The organism is Streptomyces sp. NPDC006384 (assembly GCF_042870695.1).
Lineage (GTDB): Bacteria > Actinomycetota > Actinomycetes > Streptomycetales > Streptomycetaceae > Streptomyces.
The window spans coordinates 54,500-81,430 of record NZ_JBIAHR010000001.1; the positions used below are offsets into that span (position 1 = coordinate 54,500).

23 protein-coding genes and 1 pseudogene are annotated in these 26,931 nt (G+C 74.4%); 11 read left to right on the forward strand and 13 right to left on the reverse strand.

Features of this window, described 5'->3' with window-relative positions:
- Window positions 1–59 precede the first annotated feature (59 nt).
- Window positions 60–1,334, forward strand: a complete 1,275-nt coding sequence (locus ACFYOJ_RS00270) for a streptophobe family protein (RefSeq protein WP_356552479.1) — start codon at window positions 60–62, stop codon at window positions 1,332–1,334.
- Between the two features lie 25 nt (window positions 1,335–1,359).
- On the opposite strand, the gene ACFYOJ_RS00275 is transcribed toward ACFYOJ_RS00270, so the two are convergent.
- Together ACFYOJ_RS00275 and mgrA are read right to left on the reverse strand one after the other, a co-directional pair.
- Window positions 1,360–1,770, reverse strand: coding sequence for a hypothetical protein (locus tag ACFYOJ_RS00275; protein WP_356552478.1), 411 nt, complete (start codon window positions 1,768–1,770; stop codon window positions 1,360–1,362).
- A 301-nt stretch (window positions 1,771–2,071) separates the two neighbouring features.
- Window positions 2,072–3,064 carry an L-glyceraldehyde 3-phosphate reductase gene (gene mgrA, locus ACFYOJ_RS00280; protein ID WP_356552476.1) on the reverse strand — a complete coding sequence of 331 codons (993 nt, stop codon included), beginning with the start codon at window positions 3,062–3,064 and terminating at the stop codon, window positions 2,072–2,074.
- Between the two features lie 109 nt (window positions 3,065–3,173).
- On the opposite strand from mgrA, the gene ACFYOJ_RS00285 reads away from it, so the two are divergent.
- Window positions 3,174–4,058: a LysR substrate-binding domain-containing protein gene (locus ACFYOJ_RS00285; RefSeq protein WP_356552475.1), complete on the forward strand. Its 885-nt coding sequence runs from the start codon at window positions 3,174–3,176 to the stop codon at window positions 4,056–4,058.
- 25 nt (window positions 4,059–4,083) lie between these two features.
- Complete coding sequence (locus tag ACFYOJ_RS00290; RefSeq protein ID WP_356552473.1) at window positions 4,084–4,599, forward strand: DinB family protein; 516 nt, start codon at window positions 4,084–4,086, stop codon at window positions 4,597–4,599.
- Here ACFYOJ_RS00290 and ACFYOJ_RS00295 read toward each other — a convergent pair.
- The 4 genes from ACFYOJ_RS00295 to ACFYOJ_RS00310 form a co-directional block, all read right to left on the reverse strand.
- Window positions 4,563–5,660 (reverse strand): adenosine deaminase, encoded by a 1,098-nt coding sequence (locus ACFYOJ_RS00295; protein ID WP_356552472.1) that lies wholly within the window; start codon window positions 5,658–5,660, stop codon window positions 4,563–4,565. The two genes, ACFYOJ_RS00290 and ACFYOJ_RS00295, sit on opposite strands and share 37 nt — an antisense overlap.
- 44 nt (window positions 5,661–5,704) lie before the next feature.
- Entirely contained in the window at window positions 5,705–6,112 is a 408-nt protein-coding gene (locus ACFYOJ_RS00300) for a VOC family protein (RefSeq protein ID WP_356552470.1), read from the reverse strand.
- Window positions 6,113–6,504: 392 nt separating this feature from the next.
- Entirely contained in the window at window positions 6,505–7,827 is a 1,323-nt protein-coding gene (locus tag ACFYOJ_RS00305; RefSeq protein WP_356552469.1) for an aldehyde dehydrogenase family protein, read from the reverse strand.
- A gap of 172 nt (window positions 7,828–7,999) precedes the next feature.
- Window positions 8,000–8,188, reverse strand: a complete 189-nt coding sequence (locus ACFYOJ_RS00310; protein ID WP_356552467.1) for a hypothetical protein — start codon at window positions 8,186–8,188, stop codon at window positions 8,000–8,002.
- A 190-nt stretch (window positions 8,189–8,378) separates the two neighbouring features.
- On the opposite strand from ACFYOJ_RS00310, the gene ACFYOJ_RS00315 reads away from it, so the two are divergent.
- The 5 genes from ACFYOJ_RS00315 to ACFYOJ_RS00335 all read left to right on the forward strand — a co-directional run bounded on the left by ACFYOJ_RS00315 (window position 8,379) and on the right by ACFYOJ_RS00335 (window position 14,209).
- The gene (locus ACFYOJ_RS00315) at window positions 8,379–8,819 is read left to right on the forward strand and encodes an SPW repeat protein (protein ID WP_356552465.1); all 441 of its coding nucleotides are present in this window, start codon (window positions 8,379–8,381) and stop codon (window positions 8,817–8,819) included.
- Window positions 8,820–9,034: 215 nt separating this feature from the next.
- The gene (locus ACFYOJ_RS00320) at window positions 9,035–9,523 is read left to right on the forward strand and encodes a nucleoside deaminase (RefSeq protein WP_356552463.1); all 489 of its coding nucleotides are present in this window, start codon (window positions 9,035–9,037) and stop codon (window positions 9,521–9,523) included.
- Window positions 9,524–9,911: 388 nt separating this feature from the next.
- The gene (locus tag ACFYOJ_RS00325) at window positions 9,912–11,492 is read left to right on the forward strand and encodes an alpha/beta hydrolase (protein WP_356552462.1); all 1,581 of its coding nucleotides are present in this window, start codon (window positions 9,912–9,914) and stop codon (window positions 11,490–11,492) included.
- 102 nt (window positions 11,493–11,594) lie between these two features.
- The gene (locus ACFYOJ_RS00330; RefSeq protein ID WP_356552460.1) at window positions 11,595–12,614 is read left to right on the forward strand and encodes a Gfo/Idh/MocA family oxidoreductase; all 1,020 of its coding nucleotides are present in this window, start codon (window positions 11,595–11,597) and stop codon (window positions 12,612–12,614) included.
- Between the two features lie 272 nt (window positions 12,615–12,886).
- Entirely contained in the window at window positions 12,887–14,209 is a 1,323-nt protein-coding gene (locus ACFYOJ_RS00335; protein WP_356552458.1) for a SpoIIE family protein phosphatase, read from the forward strand.
- Window positions 14,210–14,216: 7 nt separating this feature from the next.
- Here the strand turns inward: ACFYOJ_RS00335 and ACFYOJ_RS00340 are convergent, their stop codons facing one another.
- Window positions 14,217–15,725, reverse strand: a complete 1,509-nt coding sequence (locus ACFYOJ_RS00340; protein WP_356552456.1) for a hypothetical protein — start codon at window positions 15,723–15,725, stop codon at window positions 14,217–14,219.
- A gap of 277 nt (window positions 15,726–16,002) precedes the next feature.
- Between ACFYOJ_RS00340 and ACFYOJ_RS00345 the strand changes: the two genes are divergently transcribed.
- Window positions 16,003–17,142: an aminoglycoside phosphotransferase family protein gene (locus ACFYOJ_RS00345; RefSeq protein WP_356552454.1), complete on the forward strand. Its 1,140-nt coding sequence runs from the start codon at window positions 16,003–16,005 to the stop codon at window positions 17,140–17,142.
- 75 nt (window positions 17,143–17,217) lie between these two features.
- Here ACFYOJ_RS00345 and ACFYOJ_RS00350 read toward each other — a convergent pair whose 3' ends face one another.
- The 4 genes and pseudogenes from ACFYOJ_RS00350 to ACFYOJ_RS00365 all read right to left on the reverse strand — a co-directional run.
- Window positions 17,218–17,715, reverse strand: coding sequence for a hypothetical protein (locus ACFYOJ_RS00350; protein WP_356552453.1), 498 nt, complete (start codon window positions 17,713–17,715; stop codon window positions 17,218–17,220).
- Window positions 17,716–17,820: 105 nt separating this feature from the next.
- The gene (locus ACFYOJ_RS00355; RefSeq protein WP_356552452.1) at window positions 17,821–18,723 is read right to left on the reverse strand and encodes a universal stress protein; all 903 of its coding nucleotides are present in this window, start codon (window positions 18,721–18,723) and stop codon (window positions 17,821–17,823) included.
- 160 nt (window positions 18,724–18,883) lie between these two features.
- Window positions 18,884–19,126 (reverse strand): DUF397 domain-containing protein, encoded by a 243-nt coding sequence (locus tag ACFYOJ_RS00360; RefSeq protein ID WP_356552451.1) that lies wholly within the window; start codon window positions 19,124–19,126, stop codon window positions 18,884–18,886.
- Between the two features lie 153 nt (window positions 19,127–19,279).
- Window positions 19,280–19,676 (reverse strand): annotated as a pseudogene (locus ACFYOJ_RS00365) (acyl-CoA synthetase); the annotation flags it as partial.
- Between the two features lie 164 nt (window positions 19,677–19,840).
- Between ACFYOJ_RS00365 and ACFYOJ_RS00370 the strand changes: the two are divergent.
- Window positions 19,841–22,264, forward strand: a complete 2,424-nt coding sequence (locus tag ACFYOJ_RS00370; protein ID WP_356552450.1) for a penicillin acylase family protein — start codon at window positions 19,841–19,843, stop codon at window positions 22,262–22,264.
- 184 nt (window positions 22,265–22,448) lie between these two features.
- Window positions 22,449–24,224, forward strand: coding sequence for a serine hydrolase (locus ACFYOJ_RS00375; RefSeq protein WP_356552448.1), 1,776 nt, complete (start codon window positions 22,449–22,451; stop codon window positions 24,222–24,224).
- Between the two features lie 31 nt (window positions 24,225–24,255).
- On the opposite strand, the gene ACFYOJ_RS00380 is transcribed toward ACFYOJ_RS00375, so the two are convergent.
- Window positions 24,256–24,447, reverse strand: a complete 192-nt coding sequence (locus ACFYOJ_RS00380) for a DUF2795 domain-containing protein (protein ID WP_356552447.1) — start codon at window positions 24,445–24,447, stop codon at window positions 24,256–24,258.
- Between the two features lie 89 nt (window positions 24,448–24,536).
- Window positions 24,537–26,714 (reverse strand): tetratricopeptide repeat protein, encoded by a 2,178-nt coding sequence (locus ACFYOJ_RS00385; RefSeq protein ID WP_388596081.1) that lies wholly within the window; start codon window positions 26,712–26,714, stop codon window positions 24,537–24,539.
- Window positions 26,715–26,931: the final 217 nt, after the last annotated feature.

The window sequence follows — 26,931 nt, forward strand, 5'->3', positions numbered from 1 at the left end:
TCCCGCCGGACGGCCCCGCCGGAAGGGCGTGCCCGGTGGCCGCTGCTTAGCGTGGCCGCGTGAGCGCGCGAACCCCCTCCCCCTCCGGCCGGACGGTGCCCCGCCACGGCTGGGCGCAGGCCCTCGGCACGGTACTGGCCGCACTGGTGGCCATGGGCGTGGTCGCCGCGGCCGGTCTGTGGGCGGCCGGCGCCACGGGCCTGCCGGACCGCGCCTTCCCCCGGGTCGTCACCGCGACCGTCGTCGCCGCCGTCGGCGGTGCGCTGGAGCTGACCGGAGAGGCCGGCGGGCTCGCCGGCACGGACGCGGGGCTGACCGTGATGCCGCTGTCCGTCACGCTGACGGGGGCACTGGTGATCGCGGCGGGGTTCCTGCGGCCGTTGCGCCACCGGGCGGTCGCGGGGATGCCGGAGCTGGCCGGCTGGGCCGGGCGGATCGCGGTGCTGTGGCTGCTCGCCCTCCTCGGGGCGGCCCTCGCCGCGCGGCAGACCTTCGAGGTGCCGCTCGGCGAGGGCGTCGTCGACGACCTCGCCGACCTGTTCGGCGTCACCCCGCGGATCGGCTTCACGGCGGACGTGCCGCTGACCGTCCTGTCCGGGCTGCTGTGGCTGGCGGGTGTGCTGGCGGTGGCCCTGCTGGTGGCGCGCGAGGCACCGCTGCCGGGGCGCCTGGCGGGGTTCCGGGCGTCGGCGCGGCCGGTGGCGTGCGCGATGGTGTCGCTGCTGCTCGCGTACGTCGTCATCGGTGTCGTCGTCGGCCTGGTCGTCGCCGGGACGCGGGGCCGGCCCGCGGACACCTTCGCCGTGCTGCTGCTCGGCCTGCCGAACCTCGTGTGGCCGGCGCTGACCATCGGCATGGGCGGTGCCTGGAACGGGCGGGTGGAGGGGCCGTTCGGGCTGCCGATGCCGCAGGTGCTCGACCGGGTGCTGCGCACGCCGGACGTGTCGACGGTGGATCTGGGCACGCTCACCGCGCAGGACGGGCGGATGTGGTGGCTGCTGGTCACGGCCGCGGTGCTGCTGCCGGCCGCCGGGTGGGCGGCCGCGGTCCTCTCACCGGTCCGGACGCCGGCCTGGCGGCACGCGCTGCACATGGCGGCCGCGCTGGCGCTCACGGCCCTGACGGTGTGTCTGGTCGGCCGGATCTCGGCGTTCTACGGGCTGTCGGTGCTCGGGATCGGGGATCTCGGCGGGGGTCTGTCCGGGCGGCTGTTCCTGCGTCCGCGGCTGTGGGGGGCGGTCGGTCTCGCCGTCGTGTGGGGTCTGGCCGCCGGGTTCCTCGGCGCGCTGCTCGCGCGTGCGGCGGGCGGCACCGGCCGACGACGACCCCGGTAGGGAGCCGCGCTCTCCGGCGGGCCGCTCAGCCGACGGGGACGACCAGTGACGGGGAGGCCCGCTGCATGCGCAGCGCGTCCACGGACTCCGCCAGCAGTTCGTACTCGGTGGTCTCGTCGCTGGTGGCGACGCGTATCAGGCGCCCCGCTGCCAGTTCTTCGGCGACTCGTTCCTGCTGGTCGCCGTCCGCGCACCAGGCGCGCAGGACGCGCGGTACGTCGGGAGCGTCGTCGGCGACCGGGGTGAGGGCGCCGCGCGGTAGGCGGGGGCTGTCGGGCTGGGGGTCCAGGCGCTCGGCGATCCAGGACGCGCGGTCGCGCAGCCACCACAGGGCGAGGGCCAGCGTGGGGGCGCGATAGGTCCCCAGGGGCACGCCGATGCGCCGGCCTTCGCAGACACCGTAGGCGGTGACGTGGCACAGGAATTCGTCGTGCACTGCTCCCCTCCCCGTCGCGCGGCCCGTCCGCCGGTGGGCGGGACGTCCGTGCGGCTCGCGTGCGGTGCGTGAGGGCGCTGTCGCGTGGTGTGAGAGGCCCCAGAGGTGAGTATGTTCACTGCTGAACCACTGTCACCATGGGTTTTTGGCCAGTCTCCTGGCATATTCGCGGCATTTTCCGGCCGGAAGCACTGGCGTCCCGGAGCCCCGGGGCCCGGAGGCCCGTGCACGCACCGGGGCTCCGGAGGCGGTGTGCCTCCGGAGCCCCGGGCGGGTGTCCTGCTCCGCCTGCCTGCTCCGCCTAGCCGGCGACGATCTTGTCGATCCGGGCCAGTTCCTCGGCGTCGAAGGCGAGGTTCTTGATGGCCGAGACGCTGTCCTCCAGCTGCTGCGGGCTGCTCGCACCGACCAGGGCGGAGGTCACCCGGCCCTCGCGCAGCACCCAGGCGAGGGCCATCTGGGCCAGCGACTGTCCGCGGGACGCGGCGATCCCGTCCAGCGCGCGGAGCTTGCCGACGAGTTCCCCGGTGACCGCGTCGGAGCTGAGGAAGGGGCTGTCGCCCGCGGCGCGCGAGTCCTCGGGGATGCCGTCGAGGTAGCGGGCGGTCAGCAGGCCCTGCTCCAGCGGGGAGTAGGCGATGGAACCCACCTTCAGCTCGTCGAGGGTGTCCAGGAGGCCGCTGGTCTCGGGGCGTCGGTCGAGCAGGGAGTAGCGCGGCTGGTGGATCAGCAGCGGGGTGCCCAGACCGGCGAGGATGCGGGCGGCCTCGCGGGTCTGCTCCGGCGAGTAGTTGGAGACGCCGACGTACAGCGCCTTGCCCTGCTGCACCGCCGAGTGCAGGGCGCCCATCGTCTCCTCCAGGGGAGTCTCCGGGTCGGGGCGGTGCGAGTAGAAGATGTCGACGTACTCCAGGCCCATCCGCTTCAGGCTCCGGTCGAGCGAGGAGAGCAGGTACTTGCGCGAGCCCCACTCGCCGTACGGGCCGGGCCACATGAGGTAGCCGGCCTTGGTGGAGATCACCAGCTCGTCGCGGTACGGCGCGAAGTCGGCCCTCAGGGCCTCGCCGAGCGCGGACTCGGCGGCGCCGGGCGGCGGGCCGTAGTTGTTGGCGAGGTCGAAGTGGGTGACGCCGAGGTCGAAGGCGCGGCGCAGGATGGCTCGCTGGGTCCCGACGGGGCGGTCGGGGCCGAAGTTGTGCCACAGGCCGAGCGAGAGCGCGGGGAGCTTCAGCCCGCTGCGTCCGGTGCGCCGGTAGGGCATGTCCGCGTAACGGTCGGGGTGTGCGGTGTACAACGCGACTCCAGAGAGGTCGATCCGGGGGGTGGCCCCCACTCTGTCGTGACCTGCGGGCAGAGGTCCAACAGAAGAATCCGATGGGATTGTGCGCCTACGCTTCTGAGTCATGGAACTGCGTCATCTCCAGCATTTCGTGGCGGTCGCCGAGGACCGGCACTTCACCCGGGCGGCGGAACGGCTGCTGGTGTCCCAGTCCGGTCTGTCGGCGTCGATCCGGGCCCTGGAGCGGGAGTTGCGGGCGCCGCTGTTCGTGCGCACGACGCGCCGTGTGACGCTGACCGAGGCCGGGCGGGCGCTGCTGGGCGAGGCGCGGCGCGTCCTGGCACAGGTGCGGGCGGCGCACGAGGCGGTCGCCGCGGTGCAGGGGGTGCTGCGCGGCACGCTGTCGCTGGGCAGCGAGCAGTGCATCGCCGGGGTACCGGTGGCGGGGCTGCTGGCCGCGTTCCGGCGCCGGCACCCGGACGTGGAGATCCGGCTGCGGCAGGCGGGTTCCGGGGAGCTGGCGGAGGAGGTCGCGGCCGGGCGGCTGGACCTCGCCTTCGCCTACCGGACGCGGGCCGACACCGACCAGCTGCGCTCGGTCTCGCTGGCCGGCGAGCCGATGACCGTCCTGTGTCACCCCGGCCACCGTCTCGCGAAGGGCGGCGCGGTGCCGAGCCCGCACGATCTCGCCGACGAGGTCTTCGTCGACTTCCACCCGGACTGGGGCCCGCGCCGCGTCACCGACGCGGCCTTCGCCGCGGCCGGCGTACGGCGGACCGTCGCGCTGGAGGTCAACGACGTGCACGGGCTGCTCGACCTGCTCGACGAGGACCTCGGCATCGCGGTCGTGCCGCGCCACTTCCGGCACAAGCGGGCCTCGCTCGCCTCGCTGCCGCTGAAGGGCTCCGACGGCACGGCGTACGAGACCGTCGCCCTGCTGCCGCCCGCCGAGGCCACCAGCCCCGCGGCCCGGGCGCTGATGGGACTGCTGGAGACGGGGAGCGCCTGAGGGAGGAGTGCGCGATGGTGGACCCATGCATGCGAAGGACATCCTCATCGAGGGCTACGGCCGCGTCCGGGAAGAGGTCCACGCCGCCGTCGAGGGGCTGGACCCCGACGGCCTGAACGCCCGCCCGTCCGGCGACGCCAACCCCGTCGCCTGGCTGGTCTGGCACCTCACCCGGGTACAGGACGACCACATCGCCGACGCCTTCGGGCTCGACCAGGTGTGGCGGTCCCAGGGCTGGGAGAAGCGGTTCGGGCTCGGCCTGCCGCCCGGCGACACCGGGTACGGGCACACCCCGGCGCAGGTCGCCGAGGTCCGGGTCGGTTCGGCCGGCCTGCTGACCGGCTACTACGACGCCGTCCACGAGCAGACGCTCGGCGCCCTGCGGTCCCTGACCGCGAAGGACCTGGAACGGGTCGTGGACGAGAACTGGGATCCGCCGGTGACGCTGGCCGTGCGCCTGGTCAGCGTCCTGTCCGACGACCTGCAGCACGTCGGGCAGGCCGCCTACGTGCGCGGGCTCGTCCGGAGCGCGGCCTCGTAGCCCGGCAGGACGACGTCCCGGATCAGGGCGTTGCGTTCGTCGAAGGGGATGAAGGCGCTCTTGAGGGCGTTCACCGTGACCGTGCGCAGGTCCTCGAGCGTCCAGCCGGCCTGCTCGACGAGGAGCGACATCTCACGGGTCATCGTCGTGCCGGAGACGAGGCGGTTGTCGGTGTTGAGGGTGACGCGGAAACCGAGGTCCTTGAGCGCGGTGATCGGGTGCTCGGCGATCGAGGCGGCGGCGCCGGTCTGGAGGTTGGAGGTCGGGCACATCTCCAGGGCGATGCGGCGGTCGCGGATCCAGGAGGCGAGGCGGCCGAGACGTCCGGCGGCGAGGTCGGGGATGTCGTCGGTGATGCGCACGCCGTGCCCGATGCGCTGGGCGCCGCACACCTGGAGGGCCTGGTGGATGCTGGGGAGCCCGTGGGCCTCGCCGGCGTGGATGGTGAAGGGCACGTTCTCGCGGCGCAGGTGGGCGAAGGCGTCGAGGTGGTCGGCGGGCGGGAAGCCGTCCTCGGCGCCGGCGATGTCGAAACCGACGACGCCCGCGTCCCGGAAGGCGACGGCGAGGTCGGCGGTGGCGCGGGTGCGGTCGAACATCCGCATGCCGCACAGCAGGGTCCCGACGCGGACCGGGGTGCCGTCCGCCGCCGCCTTGGCCATGCCGGCGGCCAGGCCCTCCTGGACGGTCTCGACGACCTCCGCGAGGCTCAGCCCGCCGTTCGTCATCAGCTCGGGGGCGTAGCGGACCTCGGCGTAGACGACTCCGTCGGCGGCGAGGTCGAGGACGTACTCCTCGGCGGCGCGCAGCAGGCCCTCGCGGTTCTGCATCACGGCGAGGGTGTGCTCGAAGGTGGCGATGTAGCGCACCAGGTCGCCGGAGTTGGCGGCCTCGTAGTACCAGGCGGCCAGCTCGTCGGGGTCGGTGGTGGGCAGGGGGTGGCCGACGCTCCTCGCCAGTTCGACCACGGTCGCGGGGCGCAGGCCGCCGTCGAGGTGGTCGTGGAGCACCGCCTTGGGGAGGCGGCGGAGGGTGTCGGCGTCTATGCGCGTAGATGTCATGTTCGGCGGTTCCTCGGCGGGTCGGTGCGGAAAGGGCGGGCGGATCAGGTGGCGGCGGGCTGCAGCAGGTCCCAGCGGTTGCCGTACAGGTCCTGGAAGACGGCGACCGATCCGTAGGGCTCGTGCCGGGGCTCCTCCAGGAAGGTCACGCCCGCGGCCGTCATGCGGGCGTGGTCGCGGACGAAGTCGTCGGTGTGCAGGAAGAAACCGACGCGTCCGCCCGTCTGGTCACCGATCCTGGCACGCTGCCCCTCGCCCTTGGCGCGGGCCAGCAGCAGGGCGGTGCCCTGCTCCGGGGCGCCGGGGGTTCCGGGCGGCTCGACGACGACCCAGCGGGAGCCGTCGGGCCTCGGCGCGTCCTCGGCGAGCCGGAATCCGAGGGCCTCGGTGTAGAAGCGGATCGCCTCGTCGTAGTCGTCGACGACGAGGGTGACCAGGGCGATGCGTGCCATCGGATCCTTCCGGGACGGGCGATTGACGGGAGAGGTTATACGTAAAACCCGTCGCGGCGCCAGTCTCCTGGCCCTACGTCCCGGCCCCGAGGTGCGGACGCGGCCCGTCCACTGCCGTCACGGCCGCGAGGATCACCGCACCGCCGCGCGAGCCCGGGCAGTGCGGGCAGTGCGGGCAGTGCGGGCAGTGCGGGCAGGACATGCTCGACCGCCTGGAACAGGAGAGGGGCATCCGGGGGGCCGCGGCGGATGCCGGCGGACCGCCGCGCACGGCCCCGCTGTGGTTCGTGCGGCGCAGGAAAACGGTCCGGCTGTGCACGCGGCTGACCGGTCCGGCCGGTCCCGGCCGGCCGCCGCCTCTGGGACGGCGGCCGGGGACGGCCGGCGCCGGGTCAGGCCAGCGGCTTGCTGAGGACCGCCTTGCGGTGGCTGAACGTCTCGAGGGAGTACCGGCCGTGGTAGTTGCCCATGCCGCTCTCCCCCACGCCGCCGAACGGCAGGTCGGAGACGGTGAGGTGGGCCAGCGGCAGCCCGTGGCCGAGTCCGCCGGAGGACGTCTCGGCGGCGAACCGCTCGCGGGTGGCCGCCGACTCGCTGAAGACGTAGAGGGCGAGCGGCTTGTCCCGGTCGTTGACGAAGCCGATGGCCTCGTCGATCCCGGCGACGGTGACGACGGGCAGGATCGGGCCGAAGATCTCCTCGGCCATCACCGGCGAGTCGGGCGCGACGTCGGCCAGGACGGTCGGCGCGATGTACTTCGCGGACCGGTCGGTGCGGCCGCCCACGACCACGCGGCCGGAGTCCAGCAGGGCCGCGAGCCGGTCGAAGTGGCGTTCGTTGACGATCCGGCCGAACTCGGGCGACCGGGACGGGTCCTCGCCGTACAGGGCTTCGACGGCCCGGACCAGCGCGGGCTCCAGGGCCGCGGCGGTCTCCGGGTCGGTCAGCACGTAGTCGGGGGCCACGCAGGTCTGCCCGGCGTTCAGGAACTTGCCGGCCGCCAGCCGGGCGGCGACGGCGTCGAGGTCGGTGCCGCGGTCGACGAACGCCGGGGACTTGCCGCCGAGTTCGAGGGTGACCGGGGTGAGGTGCTCGGCGGCGGCGCGCATCACGATGCGGCCGACGGTGCCGTTGCCGGTGTAGAAGATGTGGTCGAAGCGCTCGGCGAGCAGGGCGGTGGTCTCGGGGATCCCGCCCTCCACCACGGCGACGGCCTCGGTGTCGAGGTAGGCCGGCAGCAGCCGGGCCAGCGCGGCGGAGGTGGCGGGGGCCAGCTCGCTCGGTTTGGCGACCACCGCGTTGCCCGCGGCCAGGGCGCCGACCACCGGGGCGAGCAGCAGCTGCGCGGGGTAGTTCCAGGGCGCGATGACGAGGACGACGCCGAGGGGGTCGTACTGCGTCCAGGCCGTCGCGTCGGCGCCGAGGTGGGCCGGGACGGGGGCGGGCTCGGGGCGCAGCCAGTCGGTGAGGTGTTCCAGGGTGTGGTCGATCTCGCGCACGGTGAAGCCGATCTCGGTGCGCTGGGCCTCGGTGGCGCTCTTGCCCAGGTCGGCGTGGAGCGCGGCCTCCAGCTCCGGCCCGTTCTCCGTGAGCAGGGCGCGCAGCCGGCCGAGCTGCGCGGTGCGCCACTCGACGGGCTTGGTGCGGCCGGTACGGAAGGTGGCGCGCAGCCGGGCCACGACGTCGGCGGGCTGCTCGGGGGCGGGGTGGTTCACGGTGCCTCACTGTGGTCGACGGCCGGGTCGGCGACCGGGACGGCCACCGACTGGATGTATTTGCCAACCTTTCAGGCACCGAAATGTATTCCGGCGCGTCCCCGGCATGCCGCGACCGCTCTCCACCTGCACGCGACGCCCACCGCCCAGGCCCCCGCAGTGCCCGCCCCCGCTAGCCGGCCCGGCGGCCCGTCGGCTTCTCGCGGGTCGGGACGACCACCAGGAAGGCGTCCGTCACCAGGTCCATCACGACGGTGGCGGGCTCACCCTCGGCGCGGCGGCGTGCCGCGTACTCCTCCGCCGGCCACGACCCGCGCGGGGAACCCGCCGGGAACCTCTCCAGCACCTTCGCACCCGTCACGGCCGCCACCTCCACCGTTCCGCCGTGTCAGTCGATCGCTCCGTACGTCTGCGTCTGCCCCCGATCCGGGGGGACATGTGCGGCCCGCCCACCTCTACACATAAGAGAAAAATAAGAGCACAATTACCACAGGCGGCATTACCGCACCATTTCGGGCGCGGTCGGCCCGGCAAGTCGAAGGAGACGACTCATGGCCAACGTCTCGCACACCAGAGGTGACCTCAGCAGCCACCCCGACGCCCCGGAGATGCAGGCGCGCTACGCCCGCATGCTCGGTGGCCGTGACGTGGCACTCGTGGACGGGCCGGTGTTCCTGCTCGGCCTGTACTGTGCCGTGTCCCCGTGGATACTCCACTTCACCACGAGCCAGCCCTCGCTCGTCGCGCACAACCTGATCATCGGAATCGCGATCGGCCTGCTCGCCCTGGGCTTCACGCGAGCCCCCGAGCGCATGTACGGCCTCAGCTGGGCCATGTGCGCGCTGGGCGTGTGGATGATCATCTCACCGTGGATCGTCGGCACGAGCCCGGACGCCGGCGTCATCTGGAACAACATCGTCATCGGCGCCCTGGCCCTGGTCCTGGGCATGGTCTGCGCCGGTACGGCGGCGAAGAGCGTCCCCAGGCCGTAGCCACAGGGGGGCCGCCACCCGTTCCGGAGGGCGGCCGGACCGCTCCGAGCGGCGCGCCGGCGGGTTCCGGCGCGCCGCTCTCGTTCGCCCGCACCGGTGCGCCGGCCGGACCGGGTCCGGTGCCGGTGCGGTGGACGCGCCGGGACGGTGAGGCCCGGCCGTGGGGGGACGTAGGGTGCGGGGCGATGATCCCGTCGTGAGGAGGGCAGTACGCCATGGTCGTGAAGGACGCCGAGCTGCGGTACCTGCGCCGCTGTGTGGAGCTGGCGGCCGAGGCGCTGGAGGCCGGGGACGAGCCGTTCGGGTCGGTCCTGGTGGGCGCGGACGGCACGGTGCTGGCCGAGGACCGCAACCGGGTGGCCTCCGGCGACCTCACCCGGCACCCGGAGTTCGCGCTCGCGCGCTGGTCCGCCGGCAACCTGAGCCCGCGGGAGCGGGCCGGGGCGACGGTCTACACGTCGGGCGAGCACTGCCCGATGTGCGCGGCGGCGCACGCCTGGGTGGGGCTCGGGCGCATCGTCTACGTCGCCTCTTCGGAACAGCTCGGTTCCTGGCTCGCCGGGTGGGGGGTGCCTGCCCCGCCGGTGCGGACGCTGCCGGTCCACGAGGTCGCGCCCGGTGTGGCGGTGGACGGGCCGGTGCCGGAACTGACGGAGGAGATCCGCGCCCTGCACCGGCGGTTCCACGAAGGACGCGCGGCCTGACGCCGTCGCCGGCAGGACGGGCGGGGCGGGGCCGTGTCCGCGCCCGTGCGGCGAGGGGCTCCCCGGTCCAGGGCGGCTGCGCACGGTGCCGGCTTCGGCCGGGTGAGTTCCCCGCCGGGTACGGGGGGCTTCGGCTCCTCCGGGCCCCGCGGTTCCCCGGGGCGGTCGCCGGAGGTGTTCGCCGGCTCGTCGCCGAAGGCCGGGCCGCCGGTGCCGACCGCGTTCACGCTGTCGCCGCCGGTGTGCACCGGGAAGCCGGCCGGCGGCCGGGACATCCAGGGCGCCCGCGGGCCGGGGAAGAGCGCCCGGAGGCGGGCCGCCGATGCCCCGCTTATGGTGTTCGAGGGCGCCGACCACGGGTCCGCGACGGGGCGTCCGGGAGGCATCGATGCTGGCCAAGCTGTCGATTCGGCCGTCGGCCCGGGGGTGCGCGGTCACCGGTGCGCTGGGGCTGGCACTGCTGGGGGCGGGACTGCCCGCCGGGGCCGCACAGGACACCGAGCCCGATCTGAGCCGCTTCTACGACCAGAAGATCACATGGTCGGCGTGCAGAGGCATGGAGATGCCGAAGGACCTGCAGTGCGGCAAGGTCACCGTCCCCCTCGACTATGCCCGGCCCGAGGGCGGCACGCTCGATCTGGCCCTCGCCCGGTACCGGGCGACCGGCGACTCGCGGGGCTCGCTGCTGCTGAACTTCGGCGGGCCGGGCGGTTCGGGCGTCAGCGAACTCTCCGTCGGCGGCAAGCCCTTCATGCACCTGACCAACGGCTACGACGTGGTGTCCTTCGACCCCCGCGGCGTCGGCCGGTCCTCACCGGTCTCCTGCGGACCCGCCACGACGAAGATCATGGAGGCGACGGACGGGGACAAGGAGATCGAGGAGCCGCGGGCGGTGCTGCGGCGTCTGCGCGACGCGGCCGCCGAGTGCGCGAAGCACTCCGGTCCCGTGCTGCACCGCATGGGCACGGTCGACGTGGCCCGGGACATGGACGTGATGCGCGCGGCGCTCGGCGACGACCGGCTCAACTACCTCGGTTTCTCCTACGGGACCCGGCTCGGCGCGGTCTACGCCGCCCGGTTCCCCGACAAGGTGGGCCGGGTGGTGCTGGACGGCGTGGACACGCTCACGGAATCGCTGGCCGAGCAGGGGCTGGCCGGCGCGCGGGGGCAGCAGACGGCGCTGGAGAACTTCCTCGACTGGTGCGTCGAGGACATCGCCTGCCCGTTCGGGCAGGACGTCCGGGAGGCCCGGCGCGAGGTGGTGCGGCTCGTCGCCTCGCTCGACGCGGACCCGGTGCCCACCGCCTTCGGGGAGGCGTTCGACGGGCAGGACATGGTGGGCGCCATCGGTCAGGCGCTCTACAGCAGGGAGCTGTGGCCCTCGCTGGAGCGCGCGCTCGCGCAGCTGGTGGAGGACGGGGACACCCGGGGTCTGGAGAGCTTCTCGTCCGGCGGCGTGACCTTCCCGGTGCGCGAGGAGGACGGCGGTGGCGGCCTCGCCGGCGAGGAGGAGATCCCGATGGACAACCTGCCGGCCGCCCTGATGGCCGTCAACTGCGCGGACGACCCCGACCGTCCCACCGCCGAGCAGGTCACCCGGTCCCTGGGACGGCTGCGCGAGCGGTACGAGGAGGCCTCGCCGGTCTTCGGGCGGTACCGGCTCACCCAGGTGCTGATGTGCTACGGCCGCCCCAGGGGCACCGACTACATCCGCGAGGACGTGAAGGACGTCGACACGGCGAAGATGCTGCTGATCGGCACCCGCGGCGACCCGGCTACGCCGTACCGCTGGACCGAGGAGACGGCCCGGCGGCTCGGCCCCTCGGCCGTGGTGCTCGACAACAAGGGCGAGGGGCACACCGGTTACGCCTCCTCCGAGTGCGTGCACCGCAAGGCCGACGACTTCCTGCTGTACGGCTCCCTGCCGCCCGACGGCAGTTCCTGCGGCGCGGAGGACGAGGACGACTGAGCCGCCGGGGCGTGCCCGCCCGGCTCCCGCTCCCGTGACACCCTGTCCGCCGTACACGCACCCGCCCCGGGTGCGTGACCGGCAGGAAGGAGCGGTCGGAGCGTGAGCGGACTTCTGGGTGTGGCGGTGCTGGGCGCGGGACACATGGGCGCCGATCACGTACGGCGTCTGGACCGGGTGGTGAGCGGCGCCAGGGTCGCGGCCGTCGCCGACCCCGACGCCGAGCGGGCGAAGGAGGCGGCGGACGGGATCGACGGGGTCGTGGTGCACACGGACGCCGAGGCCGCGCTCGACGCGCCGGGCGTCGAGGCCGTTCTGATCGCCTCGCCCGGCGAGGCGCACGAGGAGGCGTTGCTCGCCGCCTTCGCGCGGGGGCTGCCGGTGCTCTGCGAGAAGCCGATGGTGCCCGGTTCGGCGGGCGCGCTGCGTGTGGTGGAGGCGGAGGCGCGGCTGGGCAGGCGGCTGGCGCAGATCGGGTTCATGCGGCGGTACGACCCCGAGTACCGGCGGCTGAAGTCGCTGCTGGACAGCGGCCGGCTGGGACGTCCCCTGATGCTGCACTGCGTGCACCGCAACGTCTCCTCCCCGCCGCACTTCACCTCCGCGATGCTCATCGACAGCTCCGTCTCGCACGAGATCGACGCGGCCCGCTGGCTGCTGGGCCAGGAACCGGCCGCGGTGACGGTGCTGCGGCCGCGGCCGTCGTCCGGGGCGCCCGAGGGGCTGCTCGACCCGCAGTTCGTGCTCTTCGAGACCGACCGGGGCGCGCTGGTCGACGTGGAGGTCTTCGTCAACTGCGGTTTCGGCTACGAGGTCCGCTGCGAGGCCGTCTGCGAGGCGGGCAGTGCCCGGATCGGCGAGGCGCGCTCCATGACGGTCACGGCGGCGGGCGCCGCCCGGGAGGAGGTGCCGCAGGACTACCTCGTGCGCTTCGCGGAGGCCTACGACCGCGAGGTGCAGGCATGGGTCGACGCCACCCGGCGGGGGCGGGTCACCGGCGCGAGCGCCTGGGACGGGTACGCCGCCTCCGTGGTCGCGGAGGCCGGCGTCCGGGCCCTGGAGACGGGTGCGCGGACCGCCGTCGTGCAGGCCCCCCGCCCGGCCCTCTACGACCCGTCCTAGAACAGGGGTGCGACGAACGCCCGGGCGACGACGGGCAGGGGTGCCGGGAGCCCTCAAGTCGCGTAGCTCTCCTACGACTTGACCGTTCACCCGCTTACGCCGTTCGGGTGCCGGAGTCGCTCGGGGAAGACTGTGGCATATGCCGGAAGCACCACCGTATCGTGTGTCGCCGAATCCCTTACGGGGCGTCGCGGGCTGTGCCACAGTCGTAACGGTCCTTCCGCCACCCCCTGGTTCGTATCGGCCGTACCGTCTGCACATCGGAGTGCGTCATGTCGTCCCCCCTCTCCGCGGACCACCCCGCCGCCCCGCCGCCCGCACGCGGTTCGGTCGAGTCGCTGATAACGCAGGCCCGGCGGCTCAGGGGTGACGTGGACGCCGTCCGGCGGGACAGCGGGCACGACGCGGCGGACCCGCGGGGGCGCTGGCAGCGCGCGCTGTACGACCTGGCGCTGCACCAGCTCAGCGATCTCGACGAGCACCTGGCCCAGCTGCGGGACGGCCCGGAGCCCGCCCCGCGGGCCGGATCGCTGCTCAGCCGGGTCGGCAGCGCCGAGTGGAATCTGCTGACCGACGAGGCCGAATGGTCCGGGGAACTCTTCCGGATCCTCGGTCTCGACCCTGCCACCGCCCCCCTCAGCCTCGACGAACTGCCGTCCCTGGTACTCGCCGGGGACCGGCCGAAGCTGACCGCGATGGTCACCGGCTGTCTCGTCGACGGCCGGCCCATCGACGGGGAGTTCCGCGTCGTGCGCCCCGACGGGGGCGTACGGACGGTGCACATGATGGGCGAGCCCGTGCTCGACGCCGACGGCAGCACCGCCTCGATGTGGGCGGTGCTGCGGGACGTCAGCGAACTGCGCCGCTGCCGGAGGGCGGTGAGCGAGACCCGTGACTCGCTCCACCGCCCCCCACCGGGCGCGGACACCGGGCAACGGGCCTCCACGGAACCGCGGGAGGGCGTGCCGCCCCGGCACGCCCTCCTGCGGTTCCCGGAGCGGGGCCGGTCCGGCCTGGACCTCGCCGCCGCGCACCTGCCGCCGGCCGGCGCCCCCGAGGGGACCGGCTGGTACGACGTGTGCGCCCTCGGCGACGACGGGACGCTGCTCGCCGCCGGCGACCTCGACGGCCCCGCACCCGAAGGGACGGGGAGCACGGAGCTGCTGACCGGTGCCCTGCGCGGACTGGCGGCGGCGGGCACGCCTCCCGGCCTGCTGCCCGCACTGCTGGCCCGCTCACTGCGGGACACCGCCCTGCCGCCCCTCGCCGGCACCCTGTGCTGCGGCTACCGCCCCGGCACCCGCACCCTGGAGTGGACGCGCACCGGGCGCCCCGTCCCGCTGCTGTTCCGCGACGGCACGGGGCACGCGCTGGACGGACGGACGACCGAGGAGACCCTCGAGAGCGGTGACCTCGTGCTCCTGCACACCGGCGGACTCGGGCCGGCGGCCGTGCACCGCCTCCTCGCCCTGGCCCCCCGGCTGACCGGGGAACGCCCGGTACAGGAGTGCCTGCGCATCGTGATGGAGGAGATGGGCGAACCGCCGCACCGGGAGGACACCTGCGTACTGGTGGCCCGGGTGACGACGCAGTAGGGCGTCGCTACGCCGGTGCGGTGGCGCCGCCCTTCCCCCCGCCCTTGGCCGGCTTGCCCTTGGGCAGCGCGAGTTCGATCTCCTCCCGCAGCTCCTGGATCTTCGGGTACCCGGCGTACTCGGCGGTGAGCCGGTACATCTGCCGCAGCCGGTCCCAGGTCCGCCGGGAGGAGTTGGAACCCATCGACACCAGGGCGAGACGCGCGTAACGGTCGGCCTGCTCCGGGTCGTCGGCGAGGAAACAGGCCGAGGCCATCGACAGATAGTCGAAGATCTTCGACCGCTGCCGGCCGTCGACCCTGAGGGCCAGGGCCTTCTCCGCGTAGTACTGCGCGTGCGCGGCGGCACCCGGCTCGAACTCGGCGAGCGTCCGGTAGGCCAGGGCCTGCATGCCGTACAGATCCTCCTCCTTGAAGGTCTGCATCCAGTCCGGCGGCGGGACGTCGGCCTTGTCGGAGACGAAGAGGTCCTCGGCGCGTCCCAGGGTGCGGCGCATCGCCTGGCCCTTGCCCATGGACGCCTGCGCCCAGGCCTCGATGGTGTACAGCATGGCCTTGGTGCGCGGCATCACCTGCTCGCCGGAGCCGGACTGGGCGAGCTTCATCAGATCCAGTGCCTCGTCGGGCCGGCCCAGGTGCACCATCTGCCGGGCCGCCCGGGAGAGCGCCTCGCCGGCCCGGGGCCGGTCGCCGCCCTCGCGCGCGGCGTGCGCGGCGATGACGAAGTACTTCTGCGCCGTGGGTTCCAGGCCCACGTCGTGCGACATCCAGCCCGCGAGGACGGCGAGGTTGGCCGCGACGCCCCACAGGCGCCGCTGGAGGTGGGGCGGGTGACGGTAGGCGAGCATGCCGCCCACCTCGTTGAGCTGGCCCACCACGGCCTTGCGCTGGAGCCCGCCGCCACGGGCGGCGTCCCAGGCGCGGAACACCTCCACCGAGCGCTCCAGTTCCTCGATCTCCTGGGACCCGACGGGTGCGGCCTCGTAACGGTCGAACCCGGCGGGGTCGGCGTGCAGGGAGTCGGTGGCGTGGGATGCGTCGGCAGCCAGAACAGGGTCGGTGTGCAGCCAGTCGTGCATGGCGCTGCTGAGTGCGGAGCCCGCGGCGAGCGCGGCGCCCGCGCCCACCAAGCCGCGTCGGTTGAGCATGAGGTCCATTCCCGTGAATTCGGTGAGGACCGCCGCGGTCCGCTCGGGCGCCCACGGCACTCCGTCGGGATGTTCCTCACTCCCGCCGCGCTGCCGTTTCCCCGCACGCCCGTGCCTGACCAGACCGAGGTCCTCGATGGTCACGACACGGCCGAGACGCTCGGTGAACAGGGCCGCCAGCACCCGCGGCACCGGATCGCGCGGGATCTCTCCCATGTCGATCCACCGCCGCACCCGCGAGGTGTCGGTCGCCAGCTGGGGGTGGCCCATGGCCGCCGCCTGCCGGTTGACCAGCCTCGCGAGTTCGCCCTTGGACCAGCCGGCGAGGCCGAACAGGTCCGCGAGACGGGTGTTGGGTTCTCTGCTCACGTCAAGCCCCCAGGTTCTCGGCTGAGTTGACAGTAGCTCCGTGCGGGTTGCCGGGCGACTATTCGCCACCGTTCGCCAGGGTGCGCCAGATGGTGTGCCACGGGCGGCCGGGTGTCAGGTAGGAAAGCGCCATCCCGACCCGGTCGCCGCGGGGTACTCCCCAGGGTGCCCCGGCGGCCGGGGCGGGTGGTGCGACGGCTTTCGGAGGGCGCGCCCGTTCCGGCGGGCGACGCCCCCCAGTCAGGCACAACAGGCACACGAAGGGATCTGTTCGCCCATGTACGCAGCATCGTCCTCCGTGTCCGCCCCCCAGCGATCGCTCCACCCCCGCCCGGCGGCGGGCGGCGGCCCCTACCTCGCCCCCGCGCGTCCGGCGGTCCCGGTGCCCGGGACGGGCAGGGTGCGGCGCGGCGCGGGAGCCGGCACACAACCGCTCAGCGGCAGGATCGACCTGTCCGGCGCCCAGGGCACCCAGCTGCGCACGGCGATCGCCGCCGTGCACCGGATCTGCCCGGAGTTCGCTCCCGTGCAGGTGCTGCGCCGCAGCGGGCGTTCCGTCCTCCTGGTCGGCACGACCGGACGCGCCACGGCGGTCGCCAAGTGTTTACTGGACCACTCCCCCGCCTGGTCGGAGCGGGTCCGGCACGAGATAGGGGCATACCGCTCGTTCGTCCGGCACCGCCCGCCGGTGCGGGTGCCGAGGCTGATCGCTGCGGACCCGGACAACGGCACCCTGGTGATCGAGCGGATGGCGGGACGGCCCGCGGCGCTGCAGCGGCACCCGGTGGAGGCGCCGCCGCGGGCGGACATCAGGGCGGTGCTCGGCGCGGTCTGCCGGCTCAACGCCTGGCGCCCGCCGGCCGGCACCTTCGACGCCCCGCTGGACTACGCGGCCCGGATCTCCCGCTACCACGAGCTCGGGCTGCTCACCGACCGGGACCTGGACGACCTGCAGAAGCTGCTGCACGGCATCGCCCTCGCGGCCGGGCGTCAGGGCATGGGCCAGTTCTGCCACGGCGACGCGCTGCTGTCCAACATGCTGATGTCACCGGCCGGTCCGGTGCTGGTGGACTGGGAGCACGCGGGCTGGTATCTGCCGGGCTACGACCTGGCGACGCTCTGGTCGGTGCTCGGTGACGCCCCGGAGGCACGCCGGCAGATCAGTCAGATCGCCCAGGCTCAGGGGCCCGCGGCGCGCGACGCGTTCCTGGTGAACCTGATGCTCGTGCTGACCCGGGAGATCCGTACCTACGAGACGGCCGTGCAGCGGTCGATGCACGAGGCGCCGTCGGTCCCGGCGGCGGTCCCCCCGGGTGCCGTGCCGTCCGGCGAGGAGCAGCGGCTGCTGCTGCGACGGCTGCACGACGACTGCCAGATGGCCCGGCGGGCCGTGCGCGCGGCGGTCGGCACGCGCTGACGAGGACGTGGACTCCGCGGTGTGCCCTCGAGGGCCGCACCGCGGATTTCGTGTGTCCGGGAGGCGTCCGCCGGGTCAGCCCTGCTGGAAGAGTTCCGCCGGGAGCGGCTTCAGCAGGGCGTACAGGTCGTCGGTGATGGGGCGGTCCCAGGCGGCGATGGTCACCAGGACGCCGTCGCTGCGGTCGAACTGCACGCAGGAGATCCGGCTCTCGGAGAGCTTGAGACGGCGCACGATCAGCAGGTTGTCACCCTGCATCACGGGGACGTCCTCGGTGCCGACGACGGTGATCTCCTCGTCGTTCTCCAGGGCGAGCAGCAGCTGTCCCACCTCGAAGGGGACCTCGCCCTCGGGGACCTCGCGGGCCGGGGAGCCCTCGGGGAGATTACCGATGATCATCGCGGGGCCGCGGCCGCCGAACAGGTCGTAGCGCAGGAAGACGCCCTGGCAGCTGCCGTCGGGTGCGGGCAGCAGACCGGCGCCGAGATTCCCGGGCCAGTCGCCCGGGTCCATGGCCAGTACGTCGAAGTCGGGCCCGGCGGGCGTGGCACTGCGGCGGCGGAGGAACGACATGCCGCCATGGTACGTGGCCTGGGCCCTCGAACGGCGTGCGGGCGGGCGGCCCGTTCGCGCGGTACCGGCCCCGGCGCGTCCCGGTGTCCGGCGGGCCGGACGTGCTCACGTCTCCGGTGGGGCGGGCGGCACCACCGCGACCGGGGACGCCGCGTGCAGGAGGACGGCGTGGGTGACCGAGCCCAGCATGCGGGCGGGTGCCAGCAGGCGCCGGCGGTGGCGGCCGACGACGACCAGTTCGGCGTCCCGCGAGGCGGCGACGAGGTGTCCCGCGGCGTCGCCGTCCATGACGTGCGTGTCGGCGCGGACCTCGGGGTGGCGGCTCCGCCAGGGGGCGAGGAAGCCGTCGGCCAGGGCCCGCGTCTCGCTCTCCACGGAAACCTCGTCGATCACCTGGGGCACCGTCTGGCCGGCGGCGGCCCAGGTCCGCACCGGCCACGGGTGGGCGGCGATCACCTGGAGGCGGGCGCCGCGCCGCGCGGCCTCGGTGAAGGCGAAGGACAGCACGCCGTCGTCGGGGCTGTCCACGTGCAGGCCGACGACCACCCGCGGGCCGGGTCCGGCCGGCGGCTCCCCGTGCACCTCGCGGCCGGGGCGGGGCACGACGACGACGGGGCACTCGGCGTCGCGGGCGGCGGCCAGCCCGTTGGAGCCGAGCAGCAGGCTCGTGAAGCCGCCGCGTCCCCGGGAACCGAGCACCAGCAGCTGGGCGTCGGCGCCCAGCTCCGGCAGCACGGCGCCCGGTACGCCCTCGACGGTGAGGTACTCCGTCTCCGGCGCGTCGGCGCGTTCCCGCAGGCGGGCGCGGGCCTCCTCGATCGCCGGGTCCTCGCCGGTGTCCGCCGGCCCCGCGACCAGCACGTCGGCCTGGGCCCAGACGGCGTACTGCCGCACGTGCGCCACCCGCAGCGGCGCCCCGCGTGCGCGGGCCGCGTCGGCGGCCCAGTCCAGGGCGCGCAGGCCGTCCTGCGAACCGTCGACCGCGGCGATGACCGGCAGGGTGCTCATGGGTTCCTCACCTTTGGAAGTACGACCTCCCCCTGGGGCGTCAGCCTCGCTCAGGCGTCGTGCCCGAGGGGGCGCTCATGGCCGTGTGTCCGGAGAAACGGGCGGAACACCCCCGGTTCGGCCGGACGGGACCGCCTCGGCGGGTCCGGCCTCCGGCGGGTCAGGTGAGGTCGAACTCCCCTTCCCGTGCCCCCGACACGAACGCGCCCCACTCCGCGGGGGTGAAGATGAGGGAGGGACTCTCCGGGCTGCCACTGTTGCGCATGGCGATGAATCCCTCGACGAAGGCGATCTGGACATCCCCCAGTCCCCGGCTGCTGGACTGCCACTGCGCGTTGCTGAGATCCAGCTCCGGCTTGTGCCAGCCCGTGAGCGGGCGCTGGTGGGTGGTGCTCTCGGCCACGTCCGTGCTCCTCCCGGTTGCGTCGTCCGCGGGCCAGCCTAGCGACCGGGCCAGGCCGCCGACAGGCCACGCGGCGACCCCCTTCCGGGAGCCCGGCGCCGCCCTCCGGGCATGCCCGCCGGTCCCCGGGGCCGCCCCGGCCGCTCAGCCGCGTCAGGTGCCGGTGAAGCGGTCGCGCAGTTCGCGCTTGAGGATCTTTCCGCCGGCGTTGCGGGGCAGGGCGTCCACGAACAGGACGCGCTCGGGGGCCTTGAAGGCGGGCAGCCTCTCGCGGGCGTGGGCGATCAGTCCGTCCTCGGTGACCTCGCCGCGGCGGACGACGACCGCCGTGACGGCCTCGGCGGAAGGCGGCCTCGGTCCCCTCCGGCCTGTCCCAGCAGCCCTCGCACAACTGCGGGGAGCGGTAGGCGACTTCGCCGGGGATGCCGTCGGGGACGTCCTTGCCGTCCTCGTCGACCACGCGCGCCTCGACGAACAGGACGGGCACGGGCATGACCGACGCGCCGTAGTAGGCCTTGCGCAGGCCGTCGAGGTCGCGGGTGGCGAAGTCGGCGGGTTGACAAGGCCGGTCCTCGGCCGGGGCGCGGGGCCGGTCGAGGGGCCGGTCAAGACGTGTGCGGGCGACATCCCGGCTCCTCCTGTCATGCCACTGACACGAGCACATACCGGCTGGTACGCTCTGCCGCTCCTTCCCCGAAGACGCCGGGAGGCACCATGCGCATCCGCCCGGGACGACTCGTCGTCACGGCCCTCGCCCTGCTCACCGCGGCGACCGCCCTGCCCGCGGCCGCCGCGGGCGGACGCCCGGGCGACGGGCCCGGACACCCGTCCCACGGCGGCCTGTCCGCCGTCGTCCGGTACACCGAGTACGGCATTCCGCACATCGTCGCGAAGGACTACGCGAACCTCGGCTTCGGCACCGGCTGGGCGCAGGCCGCCGACCAGGTCTGCACCCTGGCCGACGGCTTCGTGACCGTGCGCGGCGAACGCTCCCGCTTCTTCGGCCCGGACGCGGCGCCCGACCACTCCCTCTCCTCCGCCGCCACGAACCTCTCCAGCGACCTGTACTTCTCCGGGGTGCGCCGGGCGGGCACGGTGGAGAGGCTGCTCGCCCAGCCGGCGCCGCGCGGCCCCAGCCGGGACGCGAAGGAACTGATGCGGGGCTTCGCCGCGGGCTACAACGCCTGGCTGGCACAGAACCGGATCACCGACCCGGCGTGCCGGGACGCCGCCTGGGTGCGGCCGGTGACCACGCTGGACGTGGCCGCACGCGGCTTCGCCCTCGCCGTGCTCGGCGGACAGGGCAGGGCGGTGGACGGCATCACGGCCGCCCGGCCGCCGTCCGCACCGGCCGGGACCGGCACCGCGCAGGGCCCCGACGCCGAGGCGGCCGCCCGCGCCGCCCGGGAGCTCTTCGCCGCCGGCGACGCCGACATGGGCTCCAACGCGGTCGCCTTCGGCGGCACCACCACGGCGAACGGCCGCGGGCTGCTGCTCGGCAATCCGCACTACCCGTGGCAGGGCGGGCGCCGCTTCTGGCAGTCCCAGCAGACGATCCCCGGACGGCTGAACGTCGCCGGTGCCTCGCTGCTCGGCTCGTCGACCGTGTCCATCGGGCACAACGCGCACGTCGCCTGGAGCCACACCGTCGCCACGGGCGTCACCCTCAATCTGCACCAGCTGACGCTGGACCCGGCCGACCCGACGGCCTACCTGGTGGACGGCAGGCGCGAGCGGATGACGCAACGGTCCGTCACCGTCGCCGTGAAGAACGGCGCGCCGGTGACGCGGACGCAGTGGTGGACCCGGTACGGGCCGGTGGTGACCTCGCTCGGCGCCTCGCTGCCCCTGCCGTGGACGGCGACGACCGCGTACGCGCTGAACGACCCGAACGCCGCCAACCTGCGCGGCTCCGACACCGCTCTCGGGTTCGGCCGGGCCCGCGGCACGGACGACGTCCTGGACTCCCTGCGGCGCACGCAGGGGCTGCCGTGGGTGAACACGATCGCCGCCGACTCGCGCGGCCGCACCCTGTTCACCCAGTCCCAGGTGCTCCCCCGCATCACCGACGACCTGGCCGCGCGCTGCTCCACGCCGCTCGGCAGGGTGACGTACCCGTCCTCCGGGCTGGCGGTGCTGGACGGCTCGCGCGGCGACTGCGCGCCGGGCCGGGACCGGGACGCGGTCCAGCCGGGGATCTTCGGTCCGTCGAGCATGCCCACGCTGAAGGACGCGCCGTACGCGGAGAACTCCAACGACAGCGCCTGGCTGGCCAACGCGGACCGGCCGCTGACCGGTTACGAGCGGGTCTTCGGCACGGTCGGCACCCAGCGGTCGATGCGCACGCGGGGTGCGATCGAGGACGTGGCGGCGATGGCGGACCGGGGCGGTCTGACCGTGGCGGACCTGCAGCGGCAGCAGTTCGCCGACCGGGCGCCCGCCGGCGGCCTGGCCGCGGCCGACGCCGCGAGGGCCTGTGCCGCCCTGCCCGGTTCCTCCGCGACGGGCAGCGACGGCCGGGCCGTGGACGTGCGGGAGGCCTGCGACGTGCTCGCCGGCTGGGACCGCACCATGGACACCGGCAGCCGGGGAGCGCTGCTCTTCGACCGGTTCTGGCGGGCGCTCACCAGGACGGTGCCGGCGGGAGAGCTGTGGAAGGTGCCGTTCTCACCGGCGGACCCGGTCCGCACCCCGCACACGCTGAACACCGGGGCGAAGGGTTTCGCCACCGCCCTCGCGGACGCGGTCGGCGAGCTGCGGGCCGCGGGCATCCCGCTCGACGCGCCGCTCGGGAAGCACCAGTTCGTCGTCCGCGGCAGCGCCCGTATCCCGGTCGGCGGCGGCACCGAGTCGCTGGGCGTCTGGAACAAGATCGAGCCCGTCTGGGACCCGGCGCACGGCGGCTACACCGAGGTGACCACCGGCTCCAGCTACATCCAGGCCGTCGGCTGGGACGGCGGACCGTGCCCGGTGGCCCGTACGCTGCTGACCTACTCCCAGTCCTCCGACCCCGCCTCGCCGCACCACGCGGACCAGACCCGGCTGTTCTCCGGGGAGAGGTGGGTGACGTCCCGCTTCTGCGAGCGGGACGTCCTGGCGTCGCCCGCGCTGCGGATCGTCCGGGTGAGCCAGCGCTGAGCGGCACCGTCCCGCGGCCCGTCCGGTGGCACTCCGGGCGGGCCGCGGGACGTCGCTCCCGTGTCCACGGCCCGTCGCGGGTCCCGCACGCCCCATTGACACGGCCTGCCGCTGACAGGAAAGTTTCACTCCGCACGGCGGTCCGGGAAAGATATTTTCAGCGTCGGTGGCGGGAGGGTCTTCCATGGCCGGTCAGGGGATGAACGGATTCACCCGGCGGCGACTGGGCGCGGGAGTGCTCGCGCTGGGCGGCGCGCTGGCGATCGCGCCGTTCGCGGCCGGTCCCGCCGAGGCCGCCGCGGACAGGGCCGCCCGCCCGACCCTGAGACGCGGCTCGGCCGAACGCGCCGGACTGCTGCCCGGGCATCTGCGGCAACTGGTCGCCGACGCCGAGGCGTTCCTCGGCCCGTCCCCGAAGCACCCGTGGTACGCGGGCGCCGTGCTGCTCGCCGGGCGCGGGGGCACGGTGGTGCTGCACGAGCCGATCGGCATGGCGGTGCGCTACCGGGCGTACGACGAGAAGACCGACACCGGTGTCGAGTTCCCGGCCGGGGAGCAGATCCCGATGGCCGAGGACACGGTGTTCGACCTCGCGTCGATCTCCAAGCTGTTCACCTCGCTGCTCGCCGTGCAGCAGATCGAGCGGGGCGCGCTGGAGCTGGAGGCGCCGGTCGCCTCCTACCTGCCGGACTTCGGGCGGGCGGGCAAGCAGGGGGTGACGGTCCGGCAGCTGCTGACGCACACCTCCGGGTTCCGGGCGTGGATCCCGCTGTACAGCGTGCCGACGTACGAGGAGAAGGTCCGGCTGGTCTTCGACGAGGCGCCGGTCAGCCCGCCCGGCAGCGCCTATCTCTACTCGGACCTGAACATGATCTCGCTCCAGCTGGTGCTGGAGAAGGTCACGGGCCGGGCGCTGGACGTGCTGCTGCGCGAGGAGATCACCGCCCCGCTGGGCCTGCGCCGCACCCGCTACAACCCGCCCGCCTCCTGGCGGCCGAAGATCGCGGCCACGGAGGACGCCCGCCGGCCCTGGTCCGGCCTGGACCGGGGGCTGGTGTGGGGCGAGGTGCACGACGAGAACGCCTTCAGCCTGGGCGGCGTCGCCGGTCACGCGGGGGTGTTCTCCTGCGCGTGGGACCTCGCGGTGCTGGGCCGTACGCTCCTCAACGGCGGTTCCTACGGGCGGGCGCGGATCCTGCGGCCGGAGTCGGTGGAGCTGATGTTCACCGACTTCAACACCGCCTTCCCCGGCGACGAGCACGGCCTCGGCTTCGAGCTCTACCAGCACTGGTACATGGGCGCCATGGCCACCCCGCGCACCGCGGGGCACACCGGTTTCACCGGCACCTCCCTGGTGCTCGACCCGACGACCGACTCGTTCCTGGTGATGCTGGGCAACTCCGTGCATCCGGTGCGCGGCTGGCGGTCGGGGTCGGCTCCCCGGGTGGCGGCCGCCACGAATCTGGCGCGGGCGGTGCCCGTCCGCCCGGCGCACGGGCGTACCGCCTGGTTCTCGGGGACCGCGGGTTCCGCGTCGGCCACGCTGACGCTGCCGGCGCTGGACACGTCCGCCGGGGGCGCGCGGCTGCGCTGTGCGCTGTGGTGGGACACCGAGCCCGGATCGGACCCGCTGGTCCTGGAGGCCACCGCGGACGGCGGCGCCACCTGGCGGCCCGTCCCGTTCACGACCTCGCGCCGCGGGGCACGGGCGCAGGCGCATCCGGCGGGCTCGGTCAGCGGCTGGTCGGGCCGCGTGTGGCACCGGCTGACGGCGGACCTGCCGGCCGCGCGCGGGCTCGTCCTGCGCTGGCGGTACACCACCGACCGGCTGTACGTGGGCCGCGGGGCCTACGTCGACGGACTGCGGGCCGAAACGGCCGGCGGCGTCCTGTTCGACGAGGCGCGCCCGGCGGACGCGGCGCGGATCGAGGCGGTGGGCTGGACGCCGTCGGCCGACTAGAGCGGGTGCGGCCGGGCCCCGGACGGGGCCGCTAGCCGTTGAACACGGCCTTCTGCACCTCGTTCGGTCCGTCGAAGGTGTTCTCCTTCAGACCGTCGAGGCGGCTCACGACCTTGTCGTCGGCCTTGTTCTCGCGGGCGCGGTCGACGAGCGCCTTCTTGTCCGCCGGGTAGTCCACTCCGCTGAGGGCCTTCTGCAGGTCGATGGGGCTGAGGTCCGCCATGGCAGGCTCCTTGTCGTCGCGCGTACGGAATGTCCGTCATGTCGCGGTACCCCGTCCGTCCGCGCGCATGCGCCGTCGTTCCCGGGCGGTCAGGGGGCGACGGCCCGCCGGAGCACGGACACGCTGCGGTGCAGCTCCACCGCCTCCGGGCCGCGGCCGAGACGCTCCAGGCAGTGCGCCTCGTCGGCTCGGCCGGCGAGGGTGTCGGGATGGTCGGGGCCGAGGACCCGCTCGCGGGCGGCGGTGACCACGCGGTACTCGGCCAGAGCGGCCGACCAGCGGCCCAGCCAGCCCAGGCACACGGCGACCTCGCGGCGGCTGACCAGGGTGTCGGGGTGGTCGGCGCCGAGGACCCGCTCGCGGACCGCGCACACCTCGCGGGAGACGGCGAGCGCCTCCTCCCAGCGGCCGAGGCGGCCCAGGTTGACGCCCATGCCGTGCCGGGCCCGCAGGGTCTCGGGGTGCTCGGGGCCCTGGACGCGGGAGCGGTCCGCGACCAGCTCGCCGTACAGGGCCAGCGCCTCGGCGCTGCGGCCGAGGCGGCCCAGGCAGATGCCGGTCTCGTAGCGGGCGGCGAAGGTGTCGGGGTGGTCGGGGCCGAGGACACGGGCGCGGGCCTCGGCCACGTCCCGGTACGCCCCGAGCGCCTCCTGCCAGCGGCCGAGGCGGCCCAGCTCGTAGGCCACCTCGTAGCGGGTGACCAGGGTGTCGGGGTGGTCGGGGCCGAGGACGCGTGCACGGTCCTCGGCGACCTCGCGGGCCATGCGGTGGGCGTCCGCGGCGCGGCCGAGCCGGCCCAGGGTGAAGGCCAGGTTGTGACGGCAGCGCAGGGTGTCGGGATGACCGGCGCCCATGGTGCGTTCCCGGGCGGCGAGGACGGCCGTGTAGACCCGGTGCGCGTCGGCGTACCGGCCCAGCCTGCCCAGGACGTACGCCATCTCCTGCCGGGTGGCGAGGGTGTCGGGGTGGTCGGCGCCCAGCGCCCGGATCCGGGCCTCGGCCACTTTCTTGTACACGCGCAGGGCGTCCGCGGCGTGGCCGGTGCGGCTGAGGGCGAAGGCGAGTTCGTAGTGGGCGGCGAGGGTGTCGGGGTGGTCGGGGCCGAGGAGGTGTTCGCGTTCGCCGGCCACCGCGCGGTGCAGTTCCGCGGCCTCGGTCCAGTGGCCGAGGCGGCCGAGACGCAGCGCCGCCTCGTGCCGTCCGGCCGGCGCGGTCAGCGCCTCCGTCTCCGCCTCCCTCTCCGTGTCCGACGGCGCCGCCGGGGCGGCCTGTCCCCCGGTGTGCGGTGCCGTCGCCCCGTCGTCGGCGGACGGCCCGGCGGCGGGGCCGGGCGGCGAGGGGCGCGGCCCGGTGCCGGCCGCCCCGGGGCCGGTGTCCGTGTCCCGGCTCCAGGACGGCGGGGCCGTTCTCCCGCCGCCGACCGGTTCGGGCGCCCGCGCGGCCGCCGGGGACACCGCCAGGACCGGCACGTGCACCGGCGCCGCGCGGCCCGCGGCGAGCCGGCGGCCCAGGACGCGGGCGTCGGCGGGGCGCCGCGCGGGATCCTTGGCCAGCAGGTCCAGGATGATCCGCTCCAGGTGGGCGGGCAGGCCGGGGCGGTGCCGGCTCGGCGGCTCGGGTGCGGTGTCGCGGTGGCCGGCGAGGACGGCCCAGGCGTCGTCCAGGTCGAAGGGCGGGACGCCGGTGGCGATCTCGTAGAGCACACAGCCCAGCGAGTACAGGTCGCTGCGCCGGTCCACCTCGTCGCCGCCGATCTGTTCGGGGGACATGTAGTGGGGGGTGCCCAGGGCGATGCCGGTGCCGGTCAGGCGGCTGGTGAAGCCGACGTCGTGGCCGAGCCGGGCGATGCCGAAGTCGCAGATCTTCACGGTGCCGTCGGTCAGCCGCACGATGTTCGCCGGCTTCAGGTCGCGGTGCACGATGCCCTGTTCGTGGGTGTAGGCGAGGGCGGAGGCGACCTGTTCGGCGATGTCCTGGACGTCGGGGACCGGCAGCGGGTGGTGTCTGTTGTCCTCCAGGAGCCGGCTGAGGTCACGCCCTTCGAGCAGCTCCATCACGAGGAAGAGCACCCCGTCGCTCTCGCCGAAGTCGTGCACGACGGTCACCCCGCGGTGCTGGAGCGCGGCGGCCACCCGGGCCTCGCGCCGGAACCGCTCCCGCAGCACGCAGGTGAAGGACCGGTCGTGCTGTGTCCCCAGCGGCTTGAGGCACTTCACCGCGACGTGCCGGCCCAGCGACTCGTCCCGGGCCCGCCAGACCTCCCCCATGCCCCCGCGCCCTATCCGGTCGAGCAACCGGTACCGGCCCTGGATCAGCGCACTGTCCCCCGTCACCACGCCCACCCCCGTGAGTCTGTCCGCACCGCCCTCCCCTGGCCGGTCCAGTATGGCGGCTTATGGCCCGGATCTGTACGGTGCGTGCCCGGCGTCCGGACCCGTCGGTCGAAGGGTGTTTGGGCGAGGGTGCGGGGCGCGGACGTGCGCG